Annotated in this window: 23 protein-coding genes; 11 read left to right on the top strand and 12 right to left on the bottom strand. The window is 72.3% G+C overall.

The genetic code is table 11. The features are described 5' to 3' along the window. The first annotated feature begins 113 nt into the window (after positions 1-113). Positions 114-1,568, top strand: coding sequence for an NCS1 family nucleobase:cation symporter-1 (locus ACU436_RS25820; protein WP_459029518.1), 1,455 nt, complete (start codon positions 114-116; stop codon positions 1,566-1,568). On the opposite strand, the gene ACU436_RS25815 is transcribed toward ACU436_RS25820, so the two are convergent. The 4 genes from ACU436_RS25815 to fbaA form a co-directional block, all read right to left on the bottom strand. Continuing rightward, complete coding sequence (locus tag ACU436_RS25815) at positions 1,547-2,209, bottom strand: lysophospholipid acyltransferase family protein (RefSeq protein ID WP_459029517.1); 663 nt, start codon at positions 2,207-2,209, stop codon at positions 1,547-1,549. The two genes, ACU436_RS25820 and ACU436_RS25815, sit on opposite strands and share 22 nt — an antisense overlap. A gap of 109 nt (positions 2,210-2,318) precedes the next feature. Then, positions 2,319-3,407 carry an FUSC family protein gene (locus ACU436_RS25810; protein ID WP_459029516.1) on the bottom strand — a complete coding sequence of 363 codons (1,089 nt, stop codon included), beginning with the start codon at positions 3,405-3,407 and terminating at the stop codon, positions 2,319-2,321. A 15-nt stretch (positions 3,408-3,422) separates the two neighbouring features. Beyond that, the gene (locus ACU436_RS25805; RefSeq protein ID WP_459029515.1) at positions 3,423-3,836 is read right to left on the bottom strand and encodes a DUF3151 domain-containing protein; all 414 of its coding nucleotides are present in this window, start codon (positions 3,834-3,836) and stop codon (positions 3,423-3,425) included. Beyond that, a complete protein-coding gene (fbaA, locus tag ACU436_RS25800; protein WP_459029514.1) occupies positions 3,833-4,864 on the bottom strand; it encodes a class II fructose-bisphosphate aldolase in 1,032 nt (343 codons plus the stop codon). Before fbaA ends, ACU436_RS25805 begins: the two co-directional genes overlap by 4 nt. Before the next feature lie 104 nt (positions 4,865-4,968). On the opposite strand from fbaA, the gene ACU436_RS25795 reads away from it, so the two are divergent. From ACU436_RS25795 to ACU436_RS25780, 4 genes are read left to right on the top strand one after another with little or no spacing between them, the layout of a single operon-like run. Then, positions 4,969-5,547: a SigE family RNA polymerase sigma factor gene (locus tag ACU436_RS25795; RefSeq protein WP_459029513.1), complete on the top strand. Its 579-nt coding sequence runs from the start codon at positions 4,969-4,971 to the stop codon at positions 5,545-5,547. Positions 5,548-5,570: 23 nt separating this feature from the next. Next, the gene (locus ACU436_RS25790; RefSeq protein WP_459029512.1) at positions 5,571-5,798 is read left to right on the top strand and encodes a hypothetical protein; all 228 of its coding nucleotides are present in this window, start codon (positions 5,571-5,573) and stop codon (positions 5,796-5,798) included. Positions 5,799-5,816: 18 nt separating this feature from the next. Further along, positions 5,817-6,458, top strand: coding sequence for a DedA family protein (locus ACU436_RS25785; RefSeq protein WP_459029511.1), 642 nt, complete (start codon positions 5,817-5,819; stop codon positions 6,456-6,458). A 51-nt stretch (positions 6,459-6,509) separates the two neighbouring features. Continuing rightward, the gene (locus ACU436_RS25780; RefSeq protein ID WP_459029510.1) at positions 6,510-7,205 is read left to right on the top strand and encodes a DedA family protein; all 696 of its coding nucleotides are present in this window, start codon (positions 6,510-6,512) and stop codon (positions 7,203-7,205) included. Between the two features lie 19 nt (positions 7,206-7,224). On the opposite strand, the gene ACU436_RS25775 is transcribed toward ACU436_RS25780, so the two are convergent. Then, positions 7,225-8,289 (bottom strand): glycoside hydrolase family 76 protein, encoded by a 1,065-nt coding sequence (locus tag ACU436_RS25775; RefSeq protein ID WP_459029509.1) that lies wholly within the window; start codon positions 8,287-8,289, stop codon positions 7,225-7,227. 78 nt (positions 8,290-8,367) lie between these two features. Here ACU436_RS25775 and ACU436_RS25770 point away from each other — a divergent pair, with 78 nt between their 5' ends. Further along, positions 8,368-9,339 (top strand): GlxA family transcriptional regulator, encoded by a 972-nt coding sequence (locus ACU436_RS25770; protein WP_459029508.1) that lies wholly within the window; start codon positions 8,368-8,370, stop codon positions 9,337-9,339. Between the two features lie 13 nt (positions 9,340-9,352). Further along, the gene (locus ACU436_RS25765; protein WP_459029507.1) at positions 9,353-9,991 is read left to right on the top strand and encodes a DJ-1/PfpI family protein; all 639 of its coding nucleotides are present in this window, start codon (positions 9,353-9,355) and stop codon (positions 9,989-9,991) included. Between the two features lie 761 nt (positions 9,992-10,752). On the opposite strand, the gene ACU436_RS25760 is transcribed toward ACU436_RS25765, so the two are convergent. Continuing rightward, positions 10,753-11,181, bottom strand: a complete 429-nt coding sequence (locus ACU436_RS25760) for an NUDIX domain-containing protein (RefSeq protein ID WP_459029506.1) — start codon at positions 11,179-11,181, stop codon at positions 10,753-10,755. Beyond that, positions 11,181-11,873: an HAD family hydrolase gene (locus ACU436_RS25755; protein WP_459029505.1), complete on the bottom strand. Its 693-nt coding sequence runs from the start codon at positions 11,871-11,873 to the stop codon at positions 11,181-11,183. The genes ACU436_RS25760 and ACU436_RS25755 overlap by 1 nt, the downstream gene beginning before the upstream one ends. 72 nt (positions 11,874-11,945) lie before the next feature. Between ACU436_RS25755 and ACU436_RS25750 the strand changes: the two genes are divergently transcribed. Continuing rightward, positions 11,946-12,353 carry a DUF4262 domain-containing protein gene (locus ACU436_RS25750; protein ID WP_459029504.1) on the top strand — a complete coding sequence of 136 codons (408 nt, stop codon included), beginning with the start codon at positions 11,946-11,948 and terminating at the stop codon, positions 12,351-12,353. A 15-nt stretch (positions 12,354-12,368) separates the two neighbouring features. Here ACU436_RS25750 and ACU436_RS25745 read toward each other — a convergent pair whose 3' ends face one another. Together ACU436_RS25745 and ACU436_RS25740 are read right to left on the bottom strand one after the other, a co-directional pair. After that, on the bottom strand, positions 12,369-13,037 hold the full coding sequence (locus ACU436_RS25745) for a TrmH family RNA methyltransferase (RefSeq protein ID WP_459029503.1): 669 nt from the start codon (positions 13,035-13,037) through the stop codon (positions 12,369-12,371). Positions 13,038-13,073: 36 nt separating this feature from the next. Then, positions 13,074-13,883 (bottom strand): NAD(P)H-binding protein, encoded by an 810-nt coding sequence (locus ACU436_RS25740; RefSeq protein ID WP_459029502.1) that lies wholly within the window; start codon positions 13,881-13,883, stop codon positions 13,074-13,076. A gap of 559 nt (positions 13,884-14,442) precedes the next feature. Here ACU436_RS25740 and ACU436_RS25735 point away from each other — a divergent pair. From ACU436_RS25735 to ACU436_RS25725, 3 genes are all read left to right on the top strand, one after another. Next, complete coding sequence (locus tag ACU436_RS25735; RefSeq protein WP_459029501.1) at positions 14,443-15,792, top strand: ferredoxin reductase family protein; 1,350 nt, start codon at positions 14,443-14,445, stop codon at positions 15,790-15,792. 47 nt (positions 15,793-15,839) lie between these two features. After that, positions 15,840-16,871, top strand: coding sequence for a DUF4142 domain-containing protein (locus ACU436_RS25730; RefSeq protein WP_459029500.1), 1,032 nt, complete (start codon positions 15,840-15,842; stop codon positions 16,869-16,871). 147 nt (positions 16,872-17,018) lie between these two features. Further along, positions 17,019-18,017 (top strand): hypothetical protein, encoded by a 999-nt coding sequence (locus tag ACU436_RS25725; RefSeq protein ID WP_459029499.1) that lies wholly within the window; start codon positions 17,019-17,021, stop codon positions 18,015-18,017. Between the two features lie 10 nt (positions 18,018-18,027). On the opposite strand, the gene pyrE is transcribed toward ACU436_RS25725, so the two are convergent. Genes pyrE through ACU436_RS25710 form a run of 3 tightly spaced genes read right to left on the bottom strand, consistent with a single transcriptional unit; the run spans position 18,028 to position 20,043 of the window. Beyond that, positions 18,028-18,597, bottom strand: a complete 570-nt coding sequence (gene pyrE, locus ACU436_RS25720) for an orotate phosphoribosyltransferase (protein WP_459029498.1) — start codon at positions 18,595-18,597, stop codon at positions 18,028-18,030. Next, positions 18,594-19,364 carry an SDR family NAD(P)-dependent oxidoreductase gene (locus tag ACU436_RS25715; RefSeq protein ID WP_459029497.1) on the bottom strand — a complete coding sequence of 257 codons (771 nt, stop codon included), beginning with the start codon at positions 19,362-19,364 and terminating at the stop codon, positions 18,594-18,596. The genes pyrE and ACU436_RS25715 overlap by 4 nt, the downstream gene beginning before the upstream one ends. Before the next feature lie 22 nt (positions 19,365-19,386). After that, on the bottom strand, positions 19,387-20,043 hold the full coding sequence (locus tag ACU436_RS25710) for a type III secretion system chaperone family protein (RefSeq protein WP_459029496.1): 657 nt from the start codon (positions 20,041-20,043) through the stop codon (positions 19,387-19,389). Positions 20,044-20,094 lie beyond the last annotated feature (51 nt).

Genomic DNA, 20,094 nt, shown 5'->3' with positions numbered 1-20,094 from the left:
TGTTTCCTCCGGCGCAATTCGGCGTGAATCATCGGGCGAGGCCGACTGACGCGCCGGGGCGTCGCTTACCGTCCCGAGCGGGTCGTATCCGGACCACTGCCGCGGGAGGCGTGATGACCGATTCCCTCACCAACTCCGATGCGGGAGTCCGTCATCCCTACGACGACCGGCTCACCAACGAGGACCTCGCGCCGCTCCCCGAACAGCGCTGGGGCAGCTACAACTTCTTCGCGTTCTGGATGTCCGACGTGCACAGCGTCGGCGGGTACGTCACGGCGGGCAGCCTGTTCGCCCTCGGGCTCGCCGCATGGCAGGTGCTGGTCGCGCTGCTGATCGGGATCACGATCGTCTACGCGCTGTGCAACCTGGTGGCGCGGCCGAGCCAGGCCACCGGCACCCCGTACCCCGTGATCTCCCGGGTCGCGTTCGGCGTGCTCGGCGCCAACATCCCGGCGATCATCCGCGGGCTCATCGCCGTGGCCTGGTACGGGATCCAGACCTACCTGGCGTCGGCGTCGCTCGTGGTGGTCGCGTTGAAGCTGTGGCCAGGGCTCGCGCCCTACGCGGACGTCGATGCGTACGGGCTCGCCGGGCTCTCGGCGCTCGGCTGGGCCGCGTTCCTCGCGATGTGGGTGGCGCAGGCGGCGGTGTTCTGGAACGGCATGGAAGCCATCCGCAAGTTCATCGACTTCTGCGGTCCCGCCGTCTACGTGGTGATGTTCCTGCTCGCCGGCTATCTCGTGGCGGCGGCGGGCTGGGGCGAGATCGACCTGAACCTGGTGGAGGTCAGCATCACCGGGTGGGCGTCGGTTCCCGTGATGCTCACCGCGATCGCGCTCGTGGTGTCCTACTTCTCGGGGCCGATGCTCAACTACGGCGACTTCGCCCGCTACGGCCGCTCGTTCGCCGTGGTCAAGCGGGGGAACTTCCTCGGGCTGCCGATCAACTTCCTCGCGTTCGCGCTGCTCGTGGTGATCACCACGGCCGCGACGCTCCCGGTGTTCGGCGAGCTGATCACCGACCCGGTCGAGACCGTCGCGCGGCTCGACAACACCTACGCCGTGGTACTCGGTGCGCTGACCTTCATGATCGCGACGGTGGGCATCAACATCGTCGCGAACTTCGTCTCGCCCGCCTTCGACTTCTCGAACGTCGCGCCCCAGCGGATCAGCTGGCGCACCGGCGGGATGATCGCGGCCGTCGGCTCGGTCCTGATCACGCCGTGGAACCTCTACTCCAGCCCGGACGTCATCCACTACACGCTCGACACCCTCGGCGCCTTCATCGGCCCGCTGTACGGCGTGCTCATCGCCGACTACTACCTGGTGAAGAAGCGCCGGGTCGCGGTCGACGACCTCTACACGCTGCGCGCCGACGGGGCCTACCACTACCGGAGCGGCTACAACCCCGTGGCGATCGCCGCCACCGCGGTGGGCGCCACCGTAGCCATGCTCGTCGTGTTGCTGGGATCCTCCGACGCAGCCGCGTTCAGCTGGTTCATCGGCGCCGGGCTCGCCTTCGCCGTGCACATGGCGGGCTCCCGGAGTCAGGCCGCGGGGCGCTCGTGATACTTGTCGACGTACTCCTGGTGGGACAGCCGCACGATCGCGTCCATCACCTCGTCGGTGACGGCCCGGCGGATCGCGTTCGAACCCTCGAGCCCCTCGTACCGGCTGAAGTCGAGCGGCTGCCCGAACCGCACCACCACCCGGTACGGCCGGGGGAACCGCTTGCCCACCGGCTGCACCATCTCCGTACCGATCAGGCCGACCGGCACGACCGGCGCGCCGGTGGAGAGCGCGAGGCTGGCCACGCCGGTGTGCCCGCGGTGCAGCCGCCCGTCGAGGGACCGCGTGCCCTCGGGGTAGATCGCGAACGCACCCCCGGCGTCGAGGACCCCGCGCGCCGCGTGCAGGGCGGCCAGCCCCGCCTTCGCGTTCGCGCGGTCGACCGGTACGTACCCCAGCGCCGAGAGGAACGACGCCAGCGCGCGGCCCTTCAGCCCCTTGCCGACGAAGTACTCCGACTTCGCGAGGTACGACACGGGACGACCGGCCGTCAGCGCGATCACCGCCGTGTCGACCGCAGCCCGGTGGTTGGCTGCGAGGATCACCGCACCGTGCCGCGGCACCGACTCCGCACCGTGCACCACCGGGCGGTAGATGAGCCTGGCGAGCGGGGCGAGCAACCAGCGCACGAGCAGATGCACGGGCGGGGAACGTCGATCGGGACCGTCGGGTTCCCGATCATGAAGCTTCCGAGGTAGGACCACCCGGACGGCGGCACCCGGACGACGTTGCAGCAATACCCGGCGGCACTCAGTCCCCGTTGCGCATCGCGTCGAGGGCCTCCGGCCGGGACATCCCGGTGGCCTGGAGGAGGTCCAGGGCGATCGAGCGCGCCTGCGCGACGATCACGACCTCGGACGGGCCGGGGGAGAACGTGCGGACGAGCGCCCGCGCGTGGTCGACGACCTCGATCACCGGCTCGCGGGCCAGCTCCCGGTCACCGTCCCGGCCCAGCTGGGCGGTCAACACCCGGACGGCGGTGACCAGCTCGCTCAGCAGGTCGGCGAGCTCCGGGGCGGACGGCTCGCCGTCGCTGAGCGCGGTGTACGTGCGGCGCACCAGCACCCGGGCGTTGCGCATGGCGTAGTCGGCGCGCTTCGCCAGCTCCCCGTAGCGAGCGAGCTGCCGGCGGTGGCGGCGCAACAGCGGCGAGACCCGGGTGACCTCGTGGCCGCCGCGCAGTGCCGCACGCAGCTCGTCGATCAGCGGCTGACTGGCCCGGGCCCGCGCCAGAGCGGCGGACGCGGCCTCGGCGTCATGCTTCCGCAGCGCCGCGGCCGTGTCGGCGAGCACCGCGGCGAGCTCGTCCAGCAGCGCGCGCGACTCGCGCCGGACCGGGCCCACCGGGTCCGCAGGCAGCACGGCGGCCACGGCGAGGGCCACCGCGCCGCCGACCAGGGCGTCGATGCAGCGGTCGAAACCGCCTGCGTCACCCGGCGGGAGGAGGGTGGCCACCAGCACCGCCGACGCCCCGGCCTGCCCCACGAGCAACGTGGCCCCGTCGGTGAACACCGCGGTGGCCATCGCGAGCGCCACGACGAGCACGATCTGCCACGGCCCGCTGCCGATCACCGAGATCAGCGCGTCCCCGACGAGCACGCCGAGGCTGACGCCGAAGACCAGCTCCGCGGTCCGGCGCAGCCGGCTCCCCAGGGAGATGCCGAGACTGATCACGGCGGCGATCGGCGCGAAGAACGGGCGGGCGTGGCCGATCAGCTCGGTGGCGACGAACCACGCGACGCCGGCGGCGACGGCGCACTGCCCGATCGGCAGAGCGGACAGCTGCAGCCTGCGGCCACCGGCCGCGAGCCGGGTGCGCAGCCGGGACGCCGCGGACACTACTGACCCACTCGGTCAGCCGAGGCCGAGCGCCGCGGCCGCCTCGGGGTCGGACTCGGAGAGGAACACGCGGCAGCGCTCCGCCTCGTCCTCCTCACCGATCGTCGCGGCGGCCTTGTGCAGAGCGCCGAGCGCCCGCAGGAAGCCCCGGTTGGGCTCGTGCGACCACGGCACCGGGCCGAAGCCCTTCCACCCCGATCGGCGCAGCTGGTCGAGCCCGCGGTGGTAGCCCGTGCGGGCGTAGGCGTACGCGGCGATCGTCTCCCCGCCGTCGAGCGCGCCTTCCGCGAGCACCGCCCACGCGAGGCTCGACGTCGGGTGGGCGGCGGCCACCCGGGTCGCCTCGGTGCCCCGGTCGAGCTCGGCGGCGGCCGGGTCGACGGGCAGCAGCGTCGGGTCCGGCCCGAGCAGGTTCCCTTGCAAGCTCATCGGATGCTCGTGCCCGTCGACTTGAGGTTCTCGCACGCGAACGCCACCCGCTCGGCCATGGCGGCCTCGGCGGCCTTCATGTACGAGCGCGGGTCGTAGACCTTCTTGTTGCCCACCTCGCCGTCGATCTTCAGCACGCCGTCGTAGTTGCTGAACATGTGGGCCGCGATCGGGCGCGTGAAGGCGTACTGGGTGTCGGTGTCGATGTTCATCTTGACGACCCCGTAACCCAGCGCCTCGTGGATCTCCTCGAGCAGCGAGCCGGACCCGCCGTGGAAGACCAGGTCGAGCGGCTTCGACCCCTCCGCGAGCCCCAGCTTGGCGGTGGCGACCTCCTGGCCCGTCCTCAGGATCTCCGGGCGGAGCTTGACGTTGCCCGGCTTGTAGACGCCGTGCACGTTGCCGAAGGTGGCCGCGAGCAGGTAGCGGCCCTTCTCCCCGCCGCCGAGCGCCTCGACCGTGGCCTCGTAGTCACCGGGCGCGGTGTAGAGCTTCTCGTTGATGTCGTTGGCGACCCCGTCCTCCTCGCCGCCGACGACCCCGATCTCGACCTCGAGGATGATCTTCGCCTTGACGGCACCGTCGAGGAGCTCGGCCGCGATCCGCAGGTTCTCGTGCAGCTCGGTGGCCGAGCCGTCCCACATGTGGGACTGGAAGAGCGGGTTGTCACCCCGGTCGACCCGCTCCTGGCTGATCGCGATCAGCGGCCGCACGTAGGAGTCGAGCTTGTCCTTGGGGCAGTGGTCGGTGTGCAGCGCGACGTTGACCGGGTACTTCTTCGCGACCACGTGCGCGAACTCGGCGAGTGCCACGGCGCCCGTGACCATGTCCTTCACCTTGCCGCCGGAGGCGAACTCCGCCCCGCCGGTGGAGAACTGCACGATCCCGTCGCTCTCCGCCTCGGCGAAGCCGCGCAACGCGGCGTTCAGGGTCTCCGAGCTCGTGACGTTGATGGCCGGGTAGGCGAACTCACCACTCTTCGCCTTGTCCAGCATCTCGTTGTAGATCTCGGGGGTGGCGATCGGCACGACTGACCCTCCTCGACGTTCGCGGCTTTCGCGCTGCAGTATCCCGCACGGCCCGCCCGACGTGCCTGTCGGCGGCGGTGGCCGGGGGCACTAGGCTTGGCAGGGTGCTGGGGGATGGCGGGGGAAACGCCGTCGAGGCCACGCTCTCGCGACTGCGACGCCTCGACGCGCGGCCCCAGCCTGCCCACACGCCCGGCGCGCCCCTCACGATCTCCGACCTGTACCGCGACCACCGCATGCGGATGGTGCGCCTGGCCATCCTGCTCGTCGACGACCCGAGCACGGCGGAGGACGTCGTGCAGGAGGCGTTCGCCGGGCTGCACCGGCACTGGTCGGGGCTGCGCGACGAGGCCGCGGCCGTCGGGTACCTGCGCACCGCGGTCGTCAACGGCTCGCGCTCGGTGCTGCGGCGTCGGCGCACCGCGCGCGACTACGTGCCCCCGCACCAGGTCAACGCCCGATCGGCCGAGTCGCTCGCGCTGCTGTCCGCCGAGCACCAGGCCGTGGTCGACGCGCTCTCCACGCTGCCACCCCGGCAGCGCGAGGTACTGGTGCTGCGCTACTACGGCGGCCTGTCGGAGGCCGAGATCGCCGAGGCCACCGGCATCAGCCGGGGCACGGTCAAGTCCACGGCCAGCCGGGCGATCGACGCCGTCGCCCGGGTCATGGGTTCGCGTACCTGAGGTTCGTACGGCAACATGGGCCCGTGACCGCGACCGACGAGTCCGAGCGACGGCTCGCCGAAGCGCTGCAGGCGAGGGCCACCGGCGCCGGCGGCCGGGGCACCACGCGCCCGGGACGCCGCGTTCCCGGGCGTTCCGGCACGAGCACCGCCACCGCCCTCATGCTCGCCCTGCTCGGGGGGGCCGCGCTGGGCACAGCGCTCGCCCTGCTGTCCCTGCTGGCCCCGGGCGTGCTGCCGCCGCTGGGCTGACCGGTACCGTCTGTTCCCGTGACGCTCGCACTCGGCCCGGAGTGGCTTCAGCCCGACACGATCATCTCGTGGCTCGGGCCGTGGGCGCTCATCGGACTAGCCCTGATCATCTTCGCCGAGTGCGGCTTGCTGCTCGGCTTCTTCCTGCCCGGTGACTCGCTGCTGTTCACCGCCGGGCTCTTCGTCGCGCAGGGCTCGATCGCCGCCCCGCTGTGGCTGGTGTGCGCGATCCTGGTGGCCGCGGCCCTCCTCGGCAACGCCGTCGGTTACTGGGTGGGGTACAAGGCGGGTCCGGCGATCTTCGACAAGCCGGAGTCGCGCCTGTTCAGGCCCGAGCACGTCGCGAAGACGCAGGGCTTCTTCGACAAGTACGGCAACCGCGCCATCGTGCTCGCCCGGTTCGTGCCGATCGTGCGCACGTTCATCACGGTCATGGCCGGCGTCGGCCGGATGGAAGCGCGGCGCTACTTCACGTACTCGTTGATCGGCGGCGTCGTGTGGGCCGCGGGCGTCACCGTTCTCGGGTTCTGGCTCGGCCAGTTCGCGTTCGTGCGCGAGAACATCGAGCTGATGCTGATCCTCATCGTCGCGATCTCGCTGCTCCCGATCGTCATCGAGGTGCTGCGCGCGCGGCGCAAGCCACGGAGGCATGCGGCGTAACGCCCCGCAACCCACCCGCGAGCCTCTGGGGAGCGCCTACCCTGGAGTCCCGTGACCGACGTCGCCGCTGCGCAGCTCGCCCTCGCCGGGCCGCTCGACCAGGCGGGGCCGATCACGGTGTGGGCGGTCGTCCTCGTATTCGTCTTCTTCGAGTGCTCGTTCATCATCGGCATGTTCCTGCCCGGCGACTCCCTCCTGCTGGCCGCCGGTGTGGTGCTCGCCCACGGTGCGCACGAGACCAGTGCGTGGACCCTCGGGTTCGTCGCCGCGGCCGTCGCCGTCGGCGGCAACCAGGTGGGCTACCTCGTGGGGCGGTACGCGGGCACCCGCATGCTCGCCCGCCGCGAGGGCCGCATCCTCAACCGAGCCAACCTCGACCGGGCCGCCGCGTTCTTCGAGCGCTGGGGCTTCTGGGCGATCGTGGTGGCCCGCTGGCTGCCGTGGGTCCGCACGCTCGCGCCGATGATCGCCGGCGCGGCCCGGATGGACAACCGGCGCTACATCGTGGCCAACGCCGTCGGCGCGCTCCTGTGGGTGCCCACACTGATCATGCTCGGCTACTACGGCCCCGGCCTGCTGAGCAGCCTTCCGTGGCTGAAGGAAGCGGCCACGATCCTCGCCGTCGGCTTCTTCGTGGTCGGCAGCGGCTACGGCCTCTTCCGCTACCTGCAGGACGTACGGAAGCCGGTCGACGAGGCCGCGGAGCATCCCGAGGACGGGACGGACGACCTGCGCGACGCGGCGTGACCTTCCCGGCTCGGGGAGCTCAGGCCTCCTGCAGCCGGGCCGCGGCCTCGAGCAGCATCCAGCCGGACAGCTGCACCGACAGGTCCGCCTCCGGCGTTCCGGCCCGCGGCTCCGGCGCCGGGTCGCGCCACTCGGCCGAGAAGACCGGCCCGCCGCCGATCTCGGCGCGTCCCTTCCAGATGGCCTCGGCGTTGGCGAACACCAGCTCGCGCGTGGCGTCGGCCAGCTCGGGGACGCGCAGGGCGGCATCGGCGAGGTAGCGGGCCGTGATGCCAGCGAACAGACCGCCGTCGCCCCCGCCCGACCCCGGCAGCACGCCGTCCGGCCCGGCGAGCCGCTGCCGCACCGCGTCGACGAGGGCGAGCGCGCGGTCGGTCCAGCGCTGGTGACCGTCGCGGGCGGCGAGCTCCACCAAGGCCCCCAGGTAGACGCCCTGGTTGTAGGTGTACACGTACGGCTCGACGGCGCGCACGGTGCCGTCGGGCGCGACCCGCACGCCGTCGCGGACCAGCCCCGAGTCGGAATCCACGAGCGTCTCGGCGATCCAGTCGGTGATGGCCGCGGCGAACGCGGACTGCCCGTCGCGCGCCAGCAGGATGGCGGCCGGACAGTTGGCCGGGGCCGCCTTGAAGTCGTCGTCGCGGCGCCACCAGATCCCGCCGCCACCGCCCTCGGTCCAGCCGTCGTGCAGCCGGCTCGTGATCCTGGGTAACGCCGCCGGCCCGGCCCGCCCGACCAGGGTGCCCCCGCGCTGCAGGGCGAGGCCGAGCCAGGCGATGTCGTCGTAGTAGCGATTGAGCCACGACAACCCGTTGCGCAACCGCACGGTGCGGGCGAACGCCGCGATGGTCCTGGCCCGCATCCGGTCCGGGGCGCGCAGCTGCGCGTCGATCAGGCAGTCGAGCAGGTGCGCCTGCCACCAGTAGTGCCACGGCACGAGCGGCGCCGGGCCCCGGCGGGGCCAGCGGACCCGGCCGATCCGGGTGCCCGGCAGCACACCGCCGACGCGGCGCACGTGCCGGCGGACGACAGCGCGCTCAGCGATGCCCGCCCGCTCCCTCCAGTCGACGTCCGCGGCAGCCATCTGGCCAGTCTGCCCGATGGCCGAAAGCGAGGGACTCGTGTCGTTGACGCCACAACGGCACCGGGCGACGCTGATCTCGTGCCCGCCCACGAGGTCCTGATCCCGCTCTACGAGGGCGTGCAGCCGCTCGACGTGGCAGGACCGCACGAGGTGCTGGCCGGCACCGCGCGGTTGCTCGAGCGCAGCGGGGAGGGTCGCGGCTACCGCGTCTCGCTTGTGGCCGAGCGGCCGGGCCCCGTCCGCGGGCACAGCGGCATGCGGCTGGTGGCCGACGGCCCGCTGCCCGAGTCGGGACCGATCGGCACCCTGCTCGTGCCGGGAGGCGACGCCGCCGTGGAGATGTCGAGCGCCGACCCGTTCGTCGACTGGCTGCGCCGCGCCGCCGAGCGAGCCGAGCGGGTGGTGTCGGTGTGCACCGGATCGTTCGCCCTCGCCGCCGCCGGCCTGCTCGACGGGCTGTGCGCCACCACCCACTGGTACTACGCCGCCGGCCTCGCCCGCGCCCACCCGGCCGTCGACGTCCGGCCCGATGCGATCTACCTGCGGCAGGGCCGGATCTGGACCTCGGCGGGCGTCACCGCCGGCATCGACCTCGCGCTCGCCCTGGTGGAAGCCGATCACGGGCCGGAGGTCGCCCAGCAGATCGCCCGCCACCTCGTGGTGTTCCTGCGCAGGCCGGGCGGGCAGAGCCAGTTCGCCGGCCCCGTCTGGGCGCCACCCGCGCGTCGCCCCGGCGTCCGGGAGGCCCAGGACCTCATCCACGGCGACCCGACCGCGGACCTGCGCGTCTCCGTGCTGGCCTCGCGGGTGGGGATGAGCGAGCGGCACTTCAGCCGCGAGTTCGCCCGCGCGCTGGGCTGCCCGCCCGGCGACTACATCGAGCGGGTGCGCGTCGACGCCGCCCGCCGCCTGCTGGAGACCGAACCGGTGCTCGTCACGGTGGCCGCCACCCGCGCCGGTTTCGGTTCCGCCGAGACCATGCGCCGCGCCTTCCTGCGCCGCCTCGGCGTCCCGCCCGACCACTACCGCCGCCGCTTCGCGGTGCGTTAGAAAGGAGCCGACCGTGCAGGTCGCCATCGCCCTGTTCCCCCGCGTCACCGCGCTGGACGCCATCGGGCCCTACGAGGTGCTGCAGCGCATCCCCGAGCTGGACGTCGTGTTCACCGGCGAGCGGCGCGGGGAGATCCGCACCGACAACGGTTTCCTCGGCCTCACGGTCGACGCCGACCTCGCCGAGGTGCCCAGCCCGGACGTCGTGGTCGTGCCCGGCGGGGTCGGCACCCGCGACCTGCTCGCCGGCGGCCCGTACCTCGACTGGTTGCGCGCCGTGCACCCCGGCACCCGTTACACGACGTCGGTCTGCAGCGGCTCCCTCGCCCTCGGGGCCGCCGGCCTGCTCGACGGCCTGACGGCCACGACGCACTGGAGCATCTACGAGTACCTGCGCCAGTTCGGCGCCGAGCCCGTCCAGCAGCGGGTGGTGGAGCACCTGGACCGGCGGATCATCACGGCAGCTGGCGTCTCATCGGGGATCGACATGGCCATCCGGCTCGTCGAACTGCTCGTCGACGACGTGGCGGCGAAGGCCGCCCAGGTGTTCATCGAGTACGACCCGCAGCCGCCGTTCGACGCCGGACATCCGAGCAAGGTGGACGCGGCCGTGATGGAGCGAATCGGGGAGTACGCGAAGACGCGGTCCTAGCTTGCTGAGGCCGGAGTTCGTGATGGTGCCCGGCGCAGAGTTGCTGGTGGTGTGGGGTCCGCGCCGGCTGCCTTCGGGAGTTGGCGCCAGACACCCACCCACGCCCTCGCGTCGCGTTGGTGGGCGCCGTCGGGGGTCGCGTTCCGGGTGTCGGGCCAGAGGTGACGGCCCGGTGCTGTCGGCGCGATGTCCAACCCGGTTCGAGCCTGCTCGGGCAGTGGGGTGCGTTTCGGAACGCAAGAACGATCATCGTCTCGGCCTGACCGGGGATTCGTTGGCAGTGGGCGCGCCGTGCCCGGCTCGTAGCGTGAGGCTCCACCCCCCTGGACCTGGTCCGGGGTGCGATCCCGCCGGTAAGCCTCATCCCTGCACCTTTCCGAGACGGCCTGCGTGGAACGACCCGAAAATGGGGCTTGATCAGCGGAACCCGGACCTGGCGTGCATAGGTGAGCGTGATGGCCATGGCTGCGGAGACAGCTGTGGGCAACCGATACTCGCGATCTTCCCCGCCAAGATCCGAGGTATCGGGCGTTCATGGTCGTGGAGACAGCCATGGACACCCGAAACTTCGGATCATGCCGGCGCATCGACGGGCATGAGCTGGTACGCGTTGATCGACCAGGAGCTCTACCTGCCGCGCAGCTGGGCCGACGACCCGACACCAACACAGCGCCCGAACCAGCCACTACCGCCGCCGACCAGCTACATGATCACGATCTACCGTGCAGTACTAGGCCGCCGACTGCCGGTGGGGCGCGCAACTACGTGCCGCGCACCCACTCGCGGAACAGGTCGACGGTCGCCGGCAGCTGGGAGTGCAGCGGCGCCGGCAGCGCGTCGAGTGGGAACCAGCCCAGCTCGTCGAACTTGTGCGGCTCCCCGATCGCCACGGCGGCCGGGTCCACGCGCACGGCGTTGACGACGGCCACCCAGTGGGAGCCGCCCCGGAGGACGTTGCGGACGCCGATCGTCTCGACGTCCAGCGCGTCGGCCGTGTACTCCTCGCGCACCTCCCGCCGCACGGCGTCGGCGAACGACTCGCCGTGTTCGAGGGCTCCGGCGCCGGTGTCCCAGGTACCGGGCTCGTCCCGGGCACCGCGGCCGCGCCGGGCGAGCAGCACGCGGCCGTGTCGGTCGTGACAGATGAAGACGACCGACACAGCCGGGTCCACCCTCGGGTCGACCGGCATCAGAAGTGCTCCGTCAGCTCGCGGAAGTGCTTCAGGTGCAGCACCCCGTGGTCGGCGGGGTCGAGCTCGTCCTCCTCCAGCACCCACGTGTGCGGGTTCGGGATGAACACGGCGTTCAGGCCCGCCGCTCGCGCCGGGAGGATGTCCGAGCGCGGCGAGTTGCCGATCATCCAGGTCGCCGCAGGCGCGAGGCCGCGCTCGGCGACGAGCGACCGGTAGGTGCCGGTGTGCTTCTCCGCGACGATGTGGATGCTCGCGAAGTGGTGCGCGAGGTTCGAGGCGTCGATCTTGCGCTGCTGCTCGGCCGGCTGGCCCTTCGTGAGCAGCAGCAGGTCGTGCCGGCCACCGAGCTCGGCGAGGGTCTCCGCGACCCCGGGCACCAGCTCCACGTCGTCGAGCACGAGCGCCGCCGCCAGCTCCTCGATCTCGCGCGCCTCGGCGGGGGTGGCCGGGCGCTCGCTCAGCCGCTCGAAGCAGTCGCGCAGGCTGCGCAGGAAGCTCGCGCTGCCGTAGCCGTGCACGACGACGTTGGCGCGCTCCACCTCGTCCAGCACGGCGCGGGTTGCGGCGCGGTCCAGCGTGGGGTGGGCGAGCCAGTCGAGGTACGCGTCGACCACCCGCTCGAAGAGGACGTTGTTCTCCCAGAGGGTGTCGTCGGCGTCGAACAGGAGCGTCTGGCGGACGGTCGGCACCGCCGGAGCCTACAAACCCCCTCGCGGGCGAGCCTCATGGATTTCGTCGGCGTTCGAATGTATGTTCGAGACATGGAGCCCATCGCATCCGCCCACCGGGCCGACCAGTACGACGCCTGGCAGCGCGACACGATCCGTCGCCACGGCTGGGCGCTGCAGCCGATGCCCGGCGACGAGGACGGCCCGCCGTACGTCTACACGGTCGGCCTGTCCGGCTTCGACCACCCCGAGCTGATCCTCTTCGCCACGGCTCCGGCCGTCGCCGCCAGGGTGCTCAACGACCTGGGCGAGCTGGTCCGCCTCGGCCGCGGGCTCGCCGCGAGCGAGCGCGTCCGGCTGCGCAGCGGCGACGTCCACCTGCTGACGTTCCCCGAGTCGGCCGACTGGCTGTTCGCCGCCAACGACCTCTACCGCGCAGCGGGCGATCCGCCGGTCCGCGCGCTGCTGGTGGTGCCGGCCGACGAGCTGGCGCCGGTCTGATCGCCGGGCGCCGCGTCACCAGGCGGCGTCCAGGTCGGCGTGCTGACGGATCCAGGTGTGCATGGCGATACCCGCGGCCACGCCGGCGTTGATCGAGCGGGTCGACCCGAACTGGGCGATCGACACGGTCAGCGCGGCGGCGGCACGGGCCTCGCCGGTCACGCCGGGGCCCTCCTGGCCGAAGAGCAGCAGGCAGTCGCGGGGCAGCCGCGCGGTCTCGATCCGCTCCGCCCCGGGGGTGTTGTCCACGGCCACCACGGCGAGGCCGTGGGCGGCGGCGAACCCCACGAGGGCCACCACGTCGTCGTGGTGGTGCACCCGCAGGTAGCGGTCGGTCACCATCGCGCCGCGCCGGTTCCACCGCTTCCGCCCGACGATGTGCACGCCCGCCGCGGCGAACGCGTTCGCCGTGCGCACCACCGTGCCGATGTTGTGGTCGTGGCCGAAGTTCTCGATCGCCACGTGGAACGGGTGGGCGCGGCGCGCGAGGTCGGCCGCCACCGAGTCGCGTCGCCAGTACCGGTAGGCGTCCACCACGTTGCGTGCGTCGCCGTGCTCGAGCAGGTCCGGGTCGAACCGTTCGTCGCGCGGCCACGCCGGCCGTCCACCCGGCCACGGCCCCACACCCACCTGGCCAGGAACCGCCCACTCGCTCGGCCCCACGGCGTCGCCCTGCTCACCCACGCCGCGATGATGCCCGGCCGCGGCCGACGGTCCCCCTCAGGGGAGGAAGGCGGCGGCGTTCGCCCGCGCCCACTGCGCGAAGGTGGTGGCAGGCGCGCCGCAGACCCGCTGCACCGTGGGCTGCACCTCGGCCGGCCAGTCCACGGCGCCCTTCAGGATCGTGTCGACGTACCACGCCGCGGTGTCGCCCATGGTCGGCTCCAGCTCCGCCACGGCGACCTCCCGGGTCACGGTCTCGAACCGCACCGGCCTGCCGCGCGCGGCCCCGATCCGGTCGGCGAGGTCGACGCGGGTGAGGACCTCGGGTCCGGTCAGCGACAGCGACCGGCCCGCGTAGCCGTCGGACGTCAGGACCGTGGCGGCGACCCGCGCGATGTCGTCCATCGCGATCGGGGTGCTGCGGCCCTCCGGGTACGGCTCGCGGACGGCGTCGCCCGCGATGATCTGCGGGGCCCAGCTCAGGGTGTTCTCCATGAAGTCCCCTGGCGAAAGGTGCGTCCACGCCAGGCCGCTCACCTCCACCGCGGTCGCGACGCCGCCCCACCAGCTCTCGTGCTCGCCGGACAGGTCGACGATGCGCTTCACCCCGGCCGACCGGGCCGACCGGAGCACCTCCTCGACCGTCTCGGGGGTCGGCGCGAGGTACATCACCTCGACCCCGTCGAACGCCGCGGGCAGGGTCGCGGGCCTGCGCAGGTAGCCGACGGCGACCTCCACACCGTCCGGCAGCGCGGCCTTGGCCGGGTTCGTGGTGAGCGCCCGGACCGCACCGGCTCCGCGGGCGAGCAGGTGGTCGACGACCTTCCGGCCGATGTTCCCCGTGGCGCCCGTTACCAGGATCGTCATTCGTCCCCATTCTCAGTACAGTGTACGCAGAATGATAACAGCACCGACACCATCTTGATCAGTCGGTGCGGTCCGCGGAATTGCTGACGTGGTCTCGGTCGGAGGCGTCGCCAGCAGCGAGAACGGCAGCGGCCGACACCGCGACCAGGAACGGGGATGATCGACCGGATCGGCGAGCCATGCACCCCTGGTCGTGACCCGGCCGTGATTTCCGGGTCCGCGTCATGCTTCCGGCCTGGGAACGCGCCGAACGGTCGCGGCGGCGATTCGTCTCAGGCCGATCACGGCTCGCCCGGTCGGCGACCCGTCCGTCGCGTCGCCCGACCCGCTCGCGCACGGTGACGTCCACTTGCGGTACGTCGCCGTCGGCAAGCGGCAGGATGCGTCCGAACCGCAAAGAACAACGACCGCCGCCTGAAGGCGTTACGCCGCGTTCGGTCCAATGATTACGGCGTACGGCGCAATCCACCACCATTCGTCGCGCCGGTGAACGCTTCCGACCCACTGCCCTCTCAGCTTCGCAACCACAATGGGACGGCACCTCATACGGTCACCGGCCATGGATCAACGGCTACTGCGCGCAACCTGGTTGGGCGGACTCGGGGTGATCATATGTGCCCCGACGTTCGCCTACCTCGCGCTGACGTCGGACGCCTACCTCGGGCTGCCGACCTCCGGTGGCCTCTGGCACCGACTCTCCGCCATCACCGGGCTGCTGGCGCTGTCGGCGCTCGTCTGCGCCGCCGTGCTGCCGTCCCGGCTGCGCTCGCTCAACCGCGCGTTCGGCATCGAGTCGGTGATCGACCTGCACCGTTTCTTCGGCGTCGTCACCTCGGCGCTGGTCTTCGCCCACCTCGCCTGCGTGGTGGCCGCCAAGCCGGCGAGCATCAACCTGCTCAACCTCGGCACCGCCCCGGGGCGGGCGAAGGCGGCCACGGTCGCCACGCTCGCCCTCGTCGCGCTGGCCGTCCTGACCGTGCTGCGCAACCGGGCCCAGCTGTCCTACGAGCTGTGGAAGTGGTCGCACGTCACGCTCGCGGCCACCGCGCTCGTCGCCGCGGCCCTGCACGTCTGGCTGCTCAACCAGCTCATCCGCGACGTCGTGATCGGCACGTTGTTCGTGCTCTTCGCCCTGCTGCTCGTGGCGGTGCTCGGTCACCGCTGGGTGTGGCGGCCGATGTACGACCCGTCGACGGAGTTCGTCGTCCGCGACATCCGGCGCGAGAACCCCACCGTGAGCACGCTCGCGCTCGCGCCGTGCAGCCGCGACGGCCGACCGGCGACCGCCTGGGCGTTCGAGCCCGGGCAGTTCGCCTGGATCCGCCTCGACCGCTCCGTGATGGCCGAGGAGCACCCGTTCACGATCGCGTCCAGCGCCCACTCCGACAACACCGAGTTCACGATCCGCCACACCGGCGACTTCACCCGCGCACTGCGCCGCCTCCCCCTCGGCGCCACCGTGTGGGTGGACGGCCCGCACGGTGCCTTCACCAACGACGTCGAGACCTCAGCAGGCTTCGTCATGATCGCCGGCGGCGTCGGCATCACCCCGATGATGAGCATGCTGCGCACCGCCGCCCACCGGCGCGACCCCCGCCCGTACCGCCTCGTCGTGGTCGCGAGCGCCCCGCAGGACCTGCTGTTCCGCACCGAGCTCGCCCAGCTGCGGCGGCTGATCGACTTCGAGGTCACCGAGGTGCTGCGCCGACCGGTCGAGGGCTGGTCGGGACACACCGGGGACATCGGCGTCGAACTGCTCTCCGCCGTGCTCGGCGGCGCCCACCACACCACGGACGTGGACTACTTCATCTGCGGCCCGCCCGCCCTCGTCACCGATGCCCTGGGCGCCCTCGACGTCCTCGGCGCCCCCTTGGACCGGATCCACACCGAACAGTTCGACCTCGCTTGAGCGGTCGCTCCCCCCGCTCCCCCTCGCTCCCCCAGAGGAAGGCACCAATGCTCCGCCGGATCCCCCGATTGCTCCGCGGCGCCGTGATCGTCGCCGTGCTCGTCGCCGTATCGGCCTCGGTCTACCAGTCCTGGGCCACCGGAGCCCCCGGCATGATCGGCTGGCAACAGACCCAGTGGGGCCCGCTCGGGCCCGCCGACCGCGATCTGATCACCAAGGTCCGGATGGCCAACCTCTGGGAAGGACCAACCTCGCAGCAGGCCGAGCAGATGGCCGTCGGCGCCGACGTGCGTGAGGTCGGCCGCAAGCTCGCCGCCGAGCACGCCCAGCTCGACGAGGAGACGCGCAAGATCGCCAGTCAGCTCGGTGTCCCGCTGCCGAACGGGCCCAGCTCCCAGCAGCTGGGCTGGATGGCCGAGATCTCGTCGAAGACCGGGTCGGACTACGACCGCACGTACATCCAGCGGGTGCGCGAGGCCCACGCCCAGGTCCTCCCGGTGCTCTCGGAGGTACGCGCCTCCACCCAGAACGACCTGGTGCGCCAGTTCGCCGTCACCGGCACCCAGTTCGTCACCCGGCATTGCGAGTACCTGGAGTCCACCGGCCTCGTCGACTACGGCGCGCTGCCCCACCACGGCCCCGGCCTGTTCGGCGGCGGCACCCAGATGAGCGACCTGCTCGTGCCGTTCCTCGTCTTCATCGCCGCGCTGCTCGCCGCGGTCGCCCTCGTCTGGGGCCTGCGCAACCGCGCGGCGCCCAGCCGCCGCGAACGCATCACCGTGCCCCAGGCTCCGATGGCCCCGTCCGCAGCGCGCCTTCCCGAGCTCGCCGCCGTGGCCGCGATCCCGGCGCCGCGCGCCGTGGGCATCGAGGACACCGGACCGATCCCCGTGATCGGTAGCGACGTCCCCCTGGCCACGGTCACGGACAGCGGCGCGTACCGCCTGTCCCCAGACGACGACCTGGACTTCGGCGACGACCGCGCCGTCACCGACTCGGGCTCCCACCGAGCCGTCTCCACGTCCGGTTCCCACCGGATGCCGCGCTCCCGACGAGCACGGCACTCGATGCGGCGATAGCTCCCCGCTCATCCCGCCGCTGCACCGGCGGCCCGCCCGCCGGTGTGCAAGTCCCCGACCCCGAACGGAGGACCCGTGTCCCCGACCAGCACAGCCAGGCATCCCGCAACCCTACGCAAGATCACCCTATGCGCCGCCGCCCTCGTGGTGACGCTCCTACCCACGGCGTGCAGCGCCGCCTACGCCGACGACGGCCACTCCGGCCACGGCGGAGTCGTCGAGGTCGGCTACGCCGGCGCCGCCGAACCGGACGCGGACGGCGGCGACCAGAACGCCGACCAGAACGCCGACCAGGGCGACGAGCAGAACGCCGGCCAGGGCGACGAGCAGAACGCCGACGCCGGTGGCGAGGACGCGGCCGCCGGGGACGACGCCGCCCAGCAGGGCGACGACGCCGCCCAGCAGGGCGCGAACGACGGCCGGAACAACCAGAACGAGCAGGACGGCAAGAACGGCCAAGGCCAGAACGGCCAGGGCAACGGCCAGGGCAACAACAACGGCCAGGGCAACAACGGGAACGGCCAGGGCAACAACAACGGGAACGGGAACGGCAACGGGAACGGGAACGGGAACGGGAACGGGAACGAGGACAACAACGGCCTCGACGTCCTCGGCCGGGACTGCTCGAACAGCAACCTGGAACCGCACGACGGGTTCGAGGAGGCGCCGCGCTGCGTCGACACCGCGTTCGGCGAGGTCGCCTCGGAGGACAAGAGCCCGTCGCTGCTCATCACCGAGTCCCCCCAGACCGCGCGTGCCGGCGAGGACTTCACGATGTCGGTGAGCACCCGCAACCTCGTGCGCGACCGCTTCCTGGGTGCCGCGGCAGGTGGCTACTACCTGGAGAGCTCGTTCCTCAACGGGGACGGCATCCAGCGCGGCCACTTCCACACGGCCTGCCGCATGCTCGAGAGCACGAGCGAGGCGCCCGACGCGGCGCCGGAGCCGGAGTTCTTCCTCGCCACGCAGGACAACGGGGGCGGCGCCGGCGCGGACACCGTCAACATCACGGTGGAGGGCGGCATGCCGGAGGCCGGCACCGCCCAGTGCGCCGTGTGGGCCGGTGACGGGTCGCACCGCATCCCGATGATGCAGCGGGCGAACCAGACCCCGGCCTTCGACGCGGTTCGGATCACGATCGAGTGATGCGGCAGTTCTAGGCCAGGCCGATGTCGGCCAGGCCGAGCAGCGCGCGGTAGCGCACGCCCTCGGCCTCGATCGCCTCGCGGGCGCCGGTGTCGCGATCCACCACGGTCACGACGCCGGCGACCTCGGCCCCGGCATCCCGCACCGCGCGGACGGCGGTGAGCACCGACGCGCCGGTCGTCGACGTGTCCTCCACGACGAGCACCCGGCGACCGGCGACGTCCGGTCCCTCGATCAGCCGCTGCATCCCGTGCTCCTTCGCGGACTTGCGCACGACGAAGGCGTCGACCGGTGACGTGCCGGGCTCGACGGCCCGCTCCGCGGCGGCGGCGTGCAGCACGGCGTCGGCCACCGGGTCGGCGCCCAGGGTGAGACCGCCGACGGCGGAGTACTCCCAGTCGGCGGTGAGCACCCGCAGCAGCCGGCCGACGAGCGGCGCGGCCCGGTGCTCGAGCGTGACCCGGCGCAGGTCGACGTAGTAGTCGGCCTCCACGCCGGAGGACAGCGTGACCCGCTCGTGCACGACGCCCAGCTCACGCACCAGCGTTGCGAGCTCCTCGCGCTCGGTGTCCGGGTTCATCGCCCACGCCGTTCGGCGGCAGCGACGAGCCGCCGCAGCACGGGGCGGGGCAACAGATCCATCAACGCGGCCATCGCCTTGTACTGCGGGCTCGGCACGGACACCACCTTCCCCCTCGCCAGGTCGGCGAGGCACTCCTCCACGACGCGCTCCGCGTCCAACCACATCAGCCCACGGCGCGCGCCGACATCCATTCCGGCGCGCTCGTGGAACTCGGTGCGCACGAAACCGGGGCACAGCACGAGCGCCCGCACGCCGGTGCCGGCGAGGTTCGCCGCCATGCCCTCGGTGAAGACGGTGACCCACGCCTTCTCGGCCGTGTACGTCGAACGGCTGCCGGTGACGAAGCCGAGCATGCTCGCCACGTTCACCACGGCTCCGCGCCCCCGCTGGACCATTCCCGGCAGGACGGCCCTCGTCAGCTGCAGCACCGCGGTGACGTTGAGGTCGTGCTGGGCCTGCAGTGCGACCGGACCGGCCTCGAGGAAGGGCTGCCGCAGCGTGGCGCCCGCGTTGTTGACGAGCAGGTCGACCGGCGCATCCGAATCGGTCAACCGGTCGCCCACGCGGTCCCGGCCCTCGGCCGTGGTGAGGTCGGCCACCAACACCTGCGCGAACACCCCGAGCTCGCGGTAGCGGGCGGCGGCCGCCCCGAGCCGGTCGCCGTCGCGGGCGACGAGCACGAGGTCCCGACCGTCCCGGGCGAGCCGCGCGGCGAAGGCGGCACCGATCCCCGCCGTCGCCCCCGTGATCAACGCAGTGGGCACGTGACGACCCTACTTGCGGGTCTCACGACTCCTTGCGCAGGCGGACCCCCAGCCCCTGCTCGAGCGCCGTGGCGAACTCGGCGAGGTCGGCGAGCAGGTCCTGCACGCGGTCGGCGCTCGAGGCCAGCGGCGCCGTGGCCAGCACCCAGGACTCCTCGCCCCAGAGCAGCTCGACGTCGTCGCCGAGCGAGTCGGCCGCGGTGGCGAGCCGGGGCGTGAGCAGCGGGCGCACCACCGCGGCGTCCGAGACGAACGCATACCGCTCACCGACCGGTTGGAGCAGGTCGAGCCCGGCGTCGTCGGGCAGCGGCGCCGACGGGAGGCGCAGCTCCACGGCCGCCGGCAGCGGCTCCTGGAGCTGCACCGCCACCAGGATGGAGGTCAGGCGCCCCGCCTGCTCGTGGTCGAACACGTACGCCATCCGCGGCCCGTCCGGGGTGGGCACGTCACCGCTGATCAGGTTGCGTGCCACACCCGGGCCGCCCTGGTGGATGGTGCCGTAGCGCCAGCGGCTGGGGAGCACCGGATCGGTGTCGAGGAACTCCCAGCCGCGCATCGCGGCCCATCGCTTCCGGTCCTTCGCCCCGGAGCCGCGACGGCTGTCGGCCAGCAGGAAGGCGGCACCGATCAACAGCGCGATCACGGCGATGACGAACCACACCGTCGACGAGAGTCCCACGGTGGAGCAGCGTAGCGGCGCCAGGCCCGCACGAGGGGGAACGCCACGGAC

The sequence above is a fragment of the Pseudonocardia wallangbongensis genome, from assembly GCF_054486945.1.
This window is presented reverse-complemented; position numbering and strand designations above follow the sequence as displayed.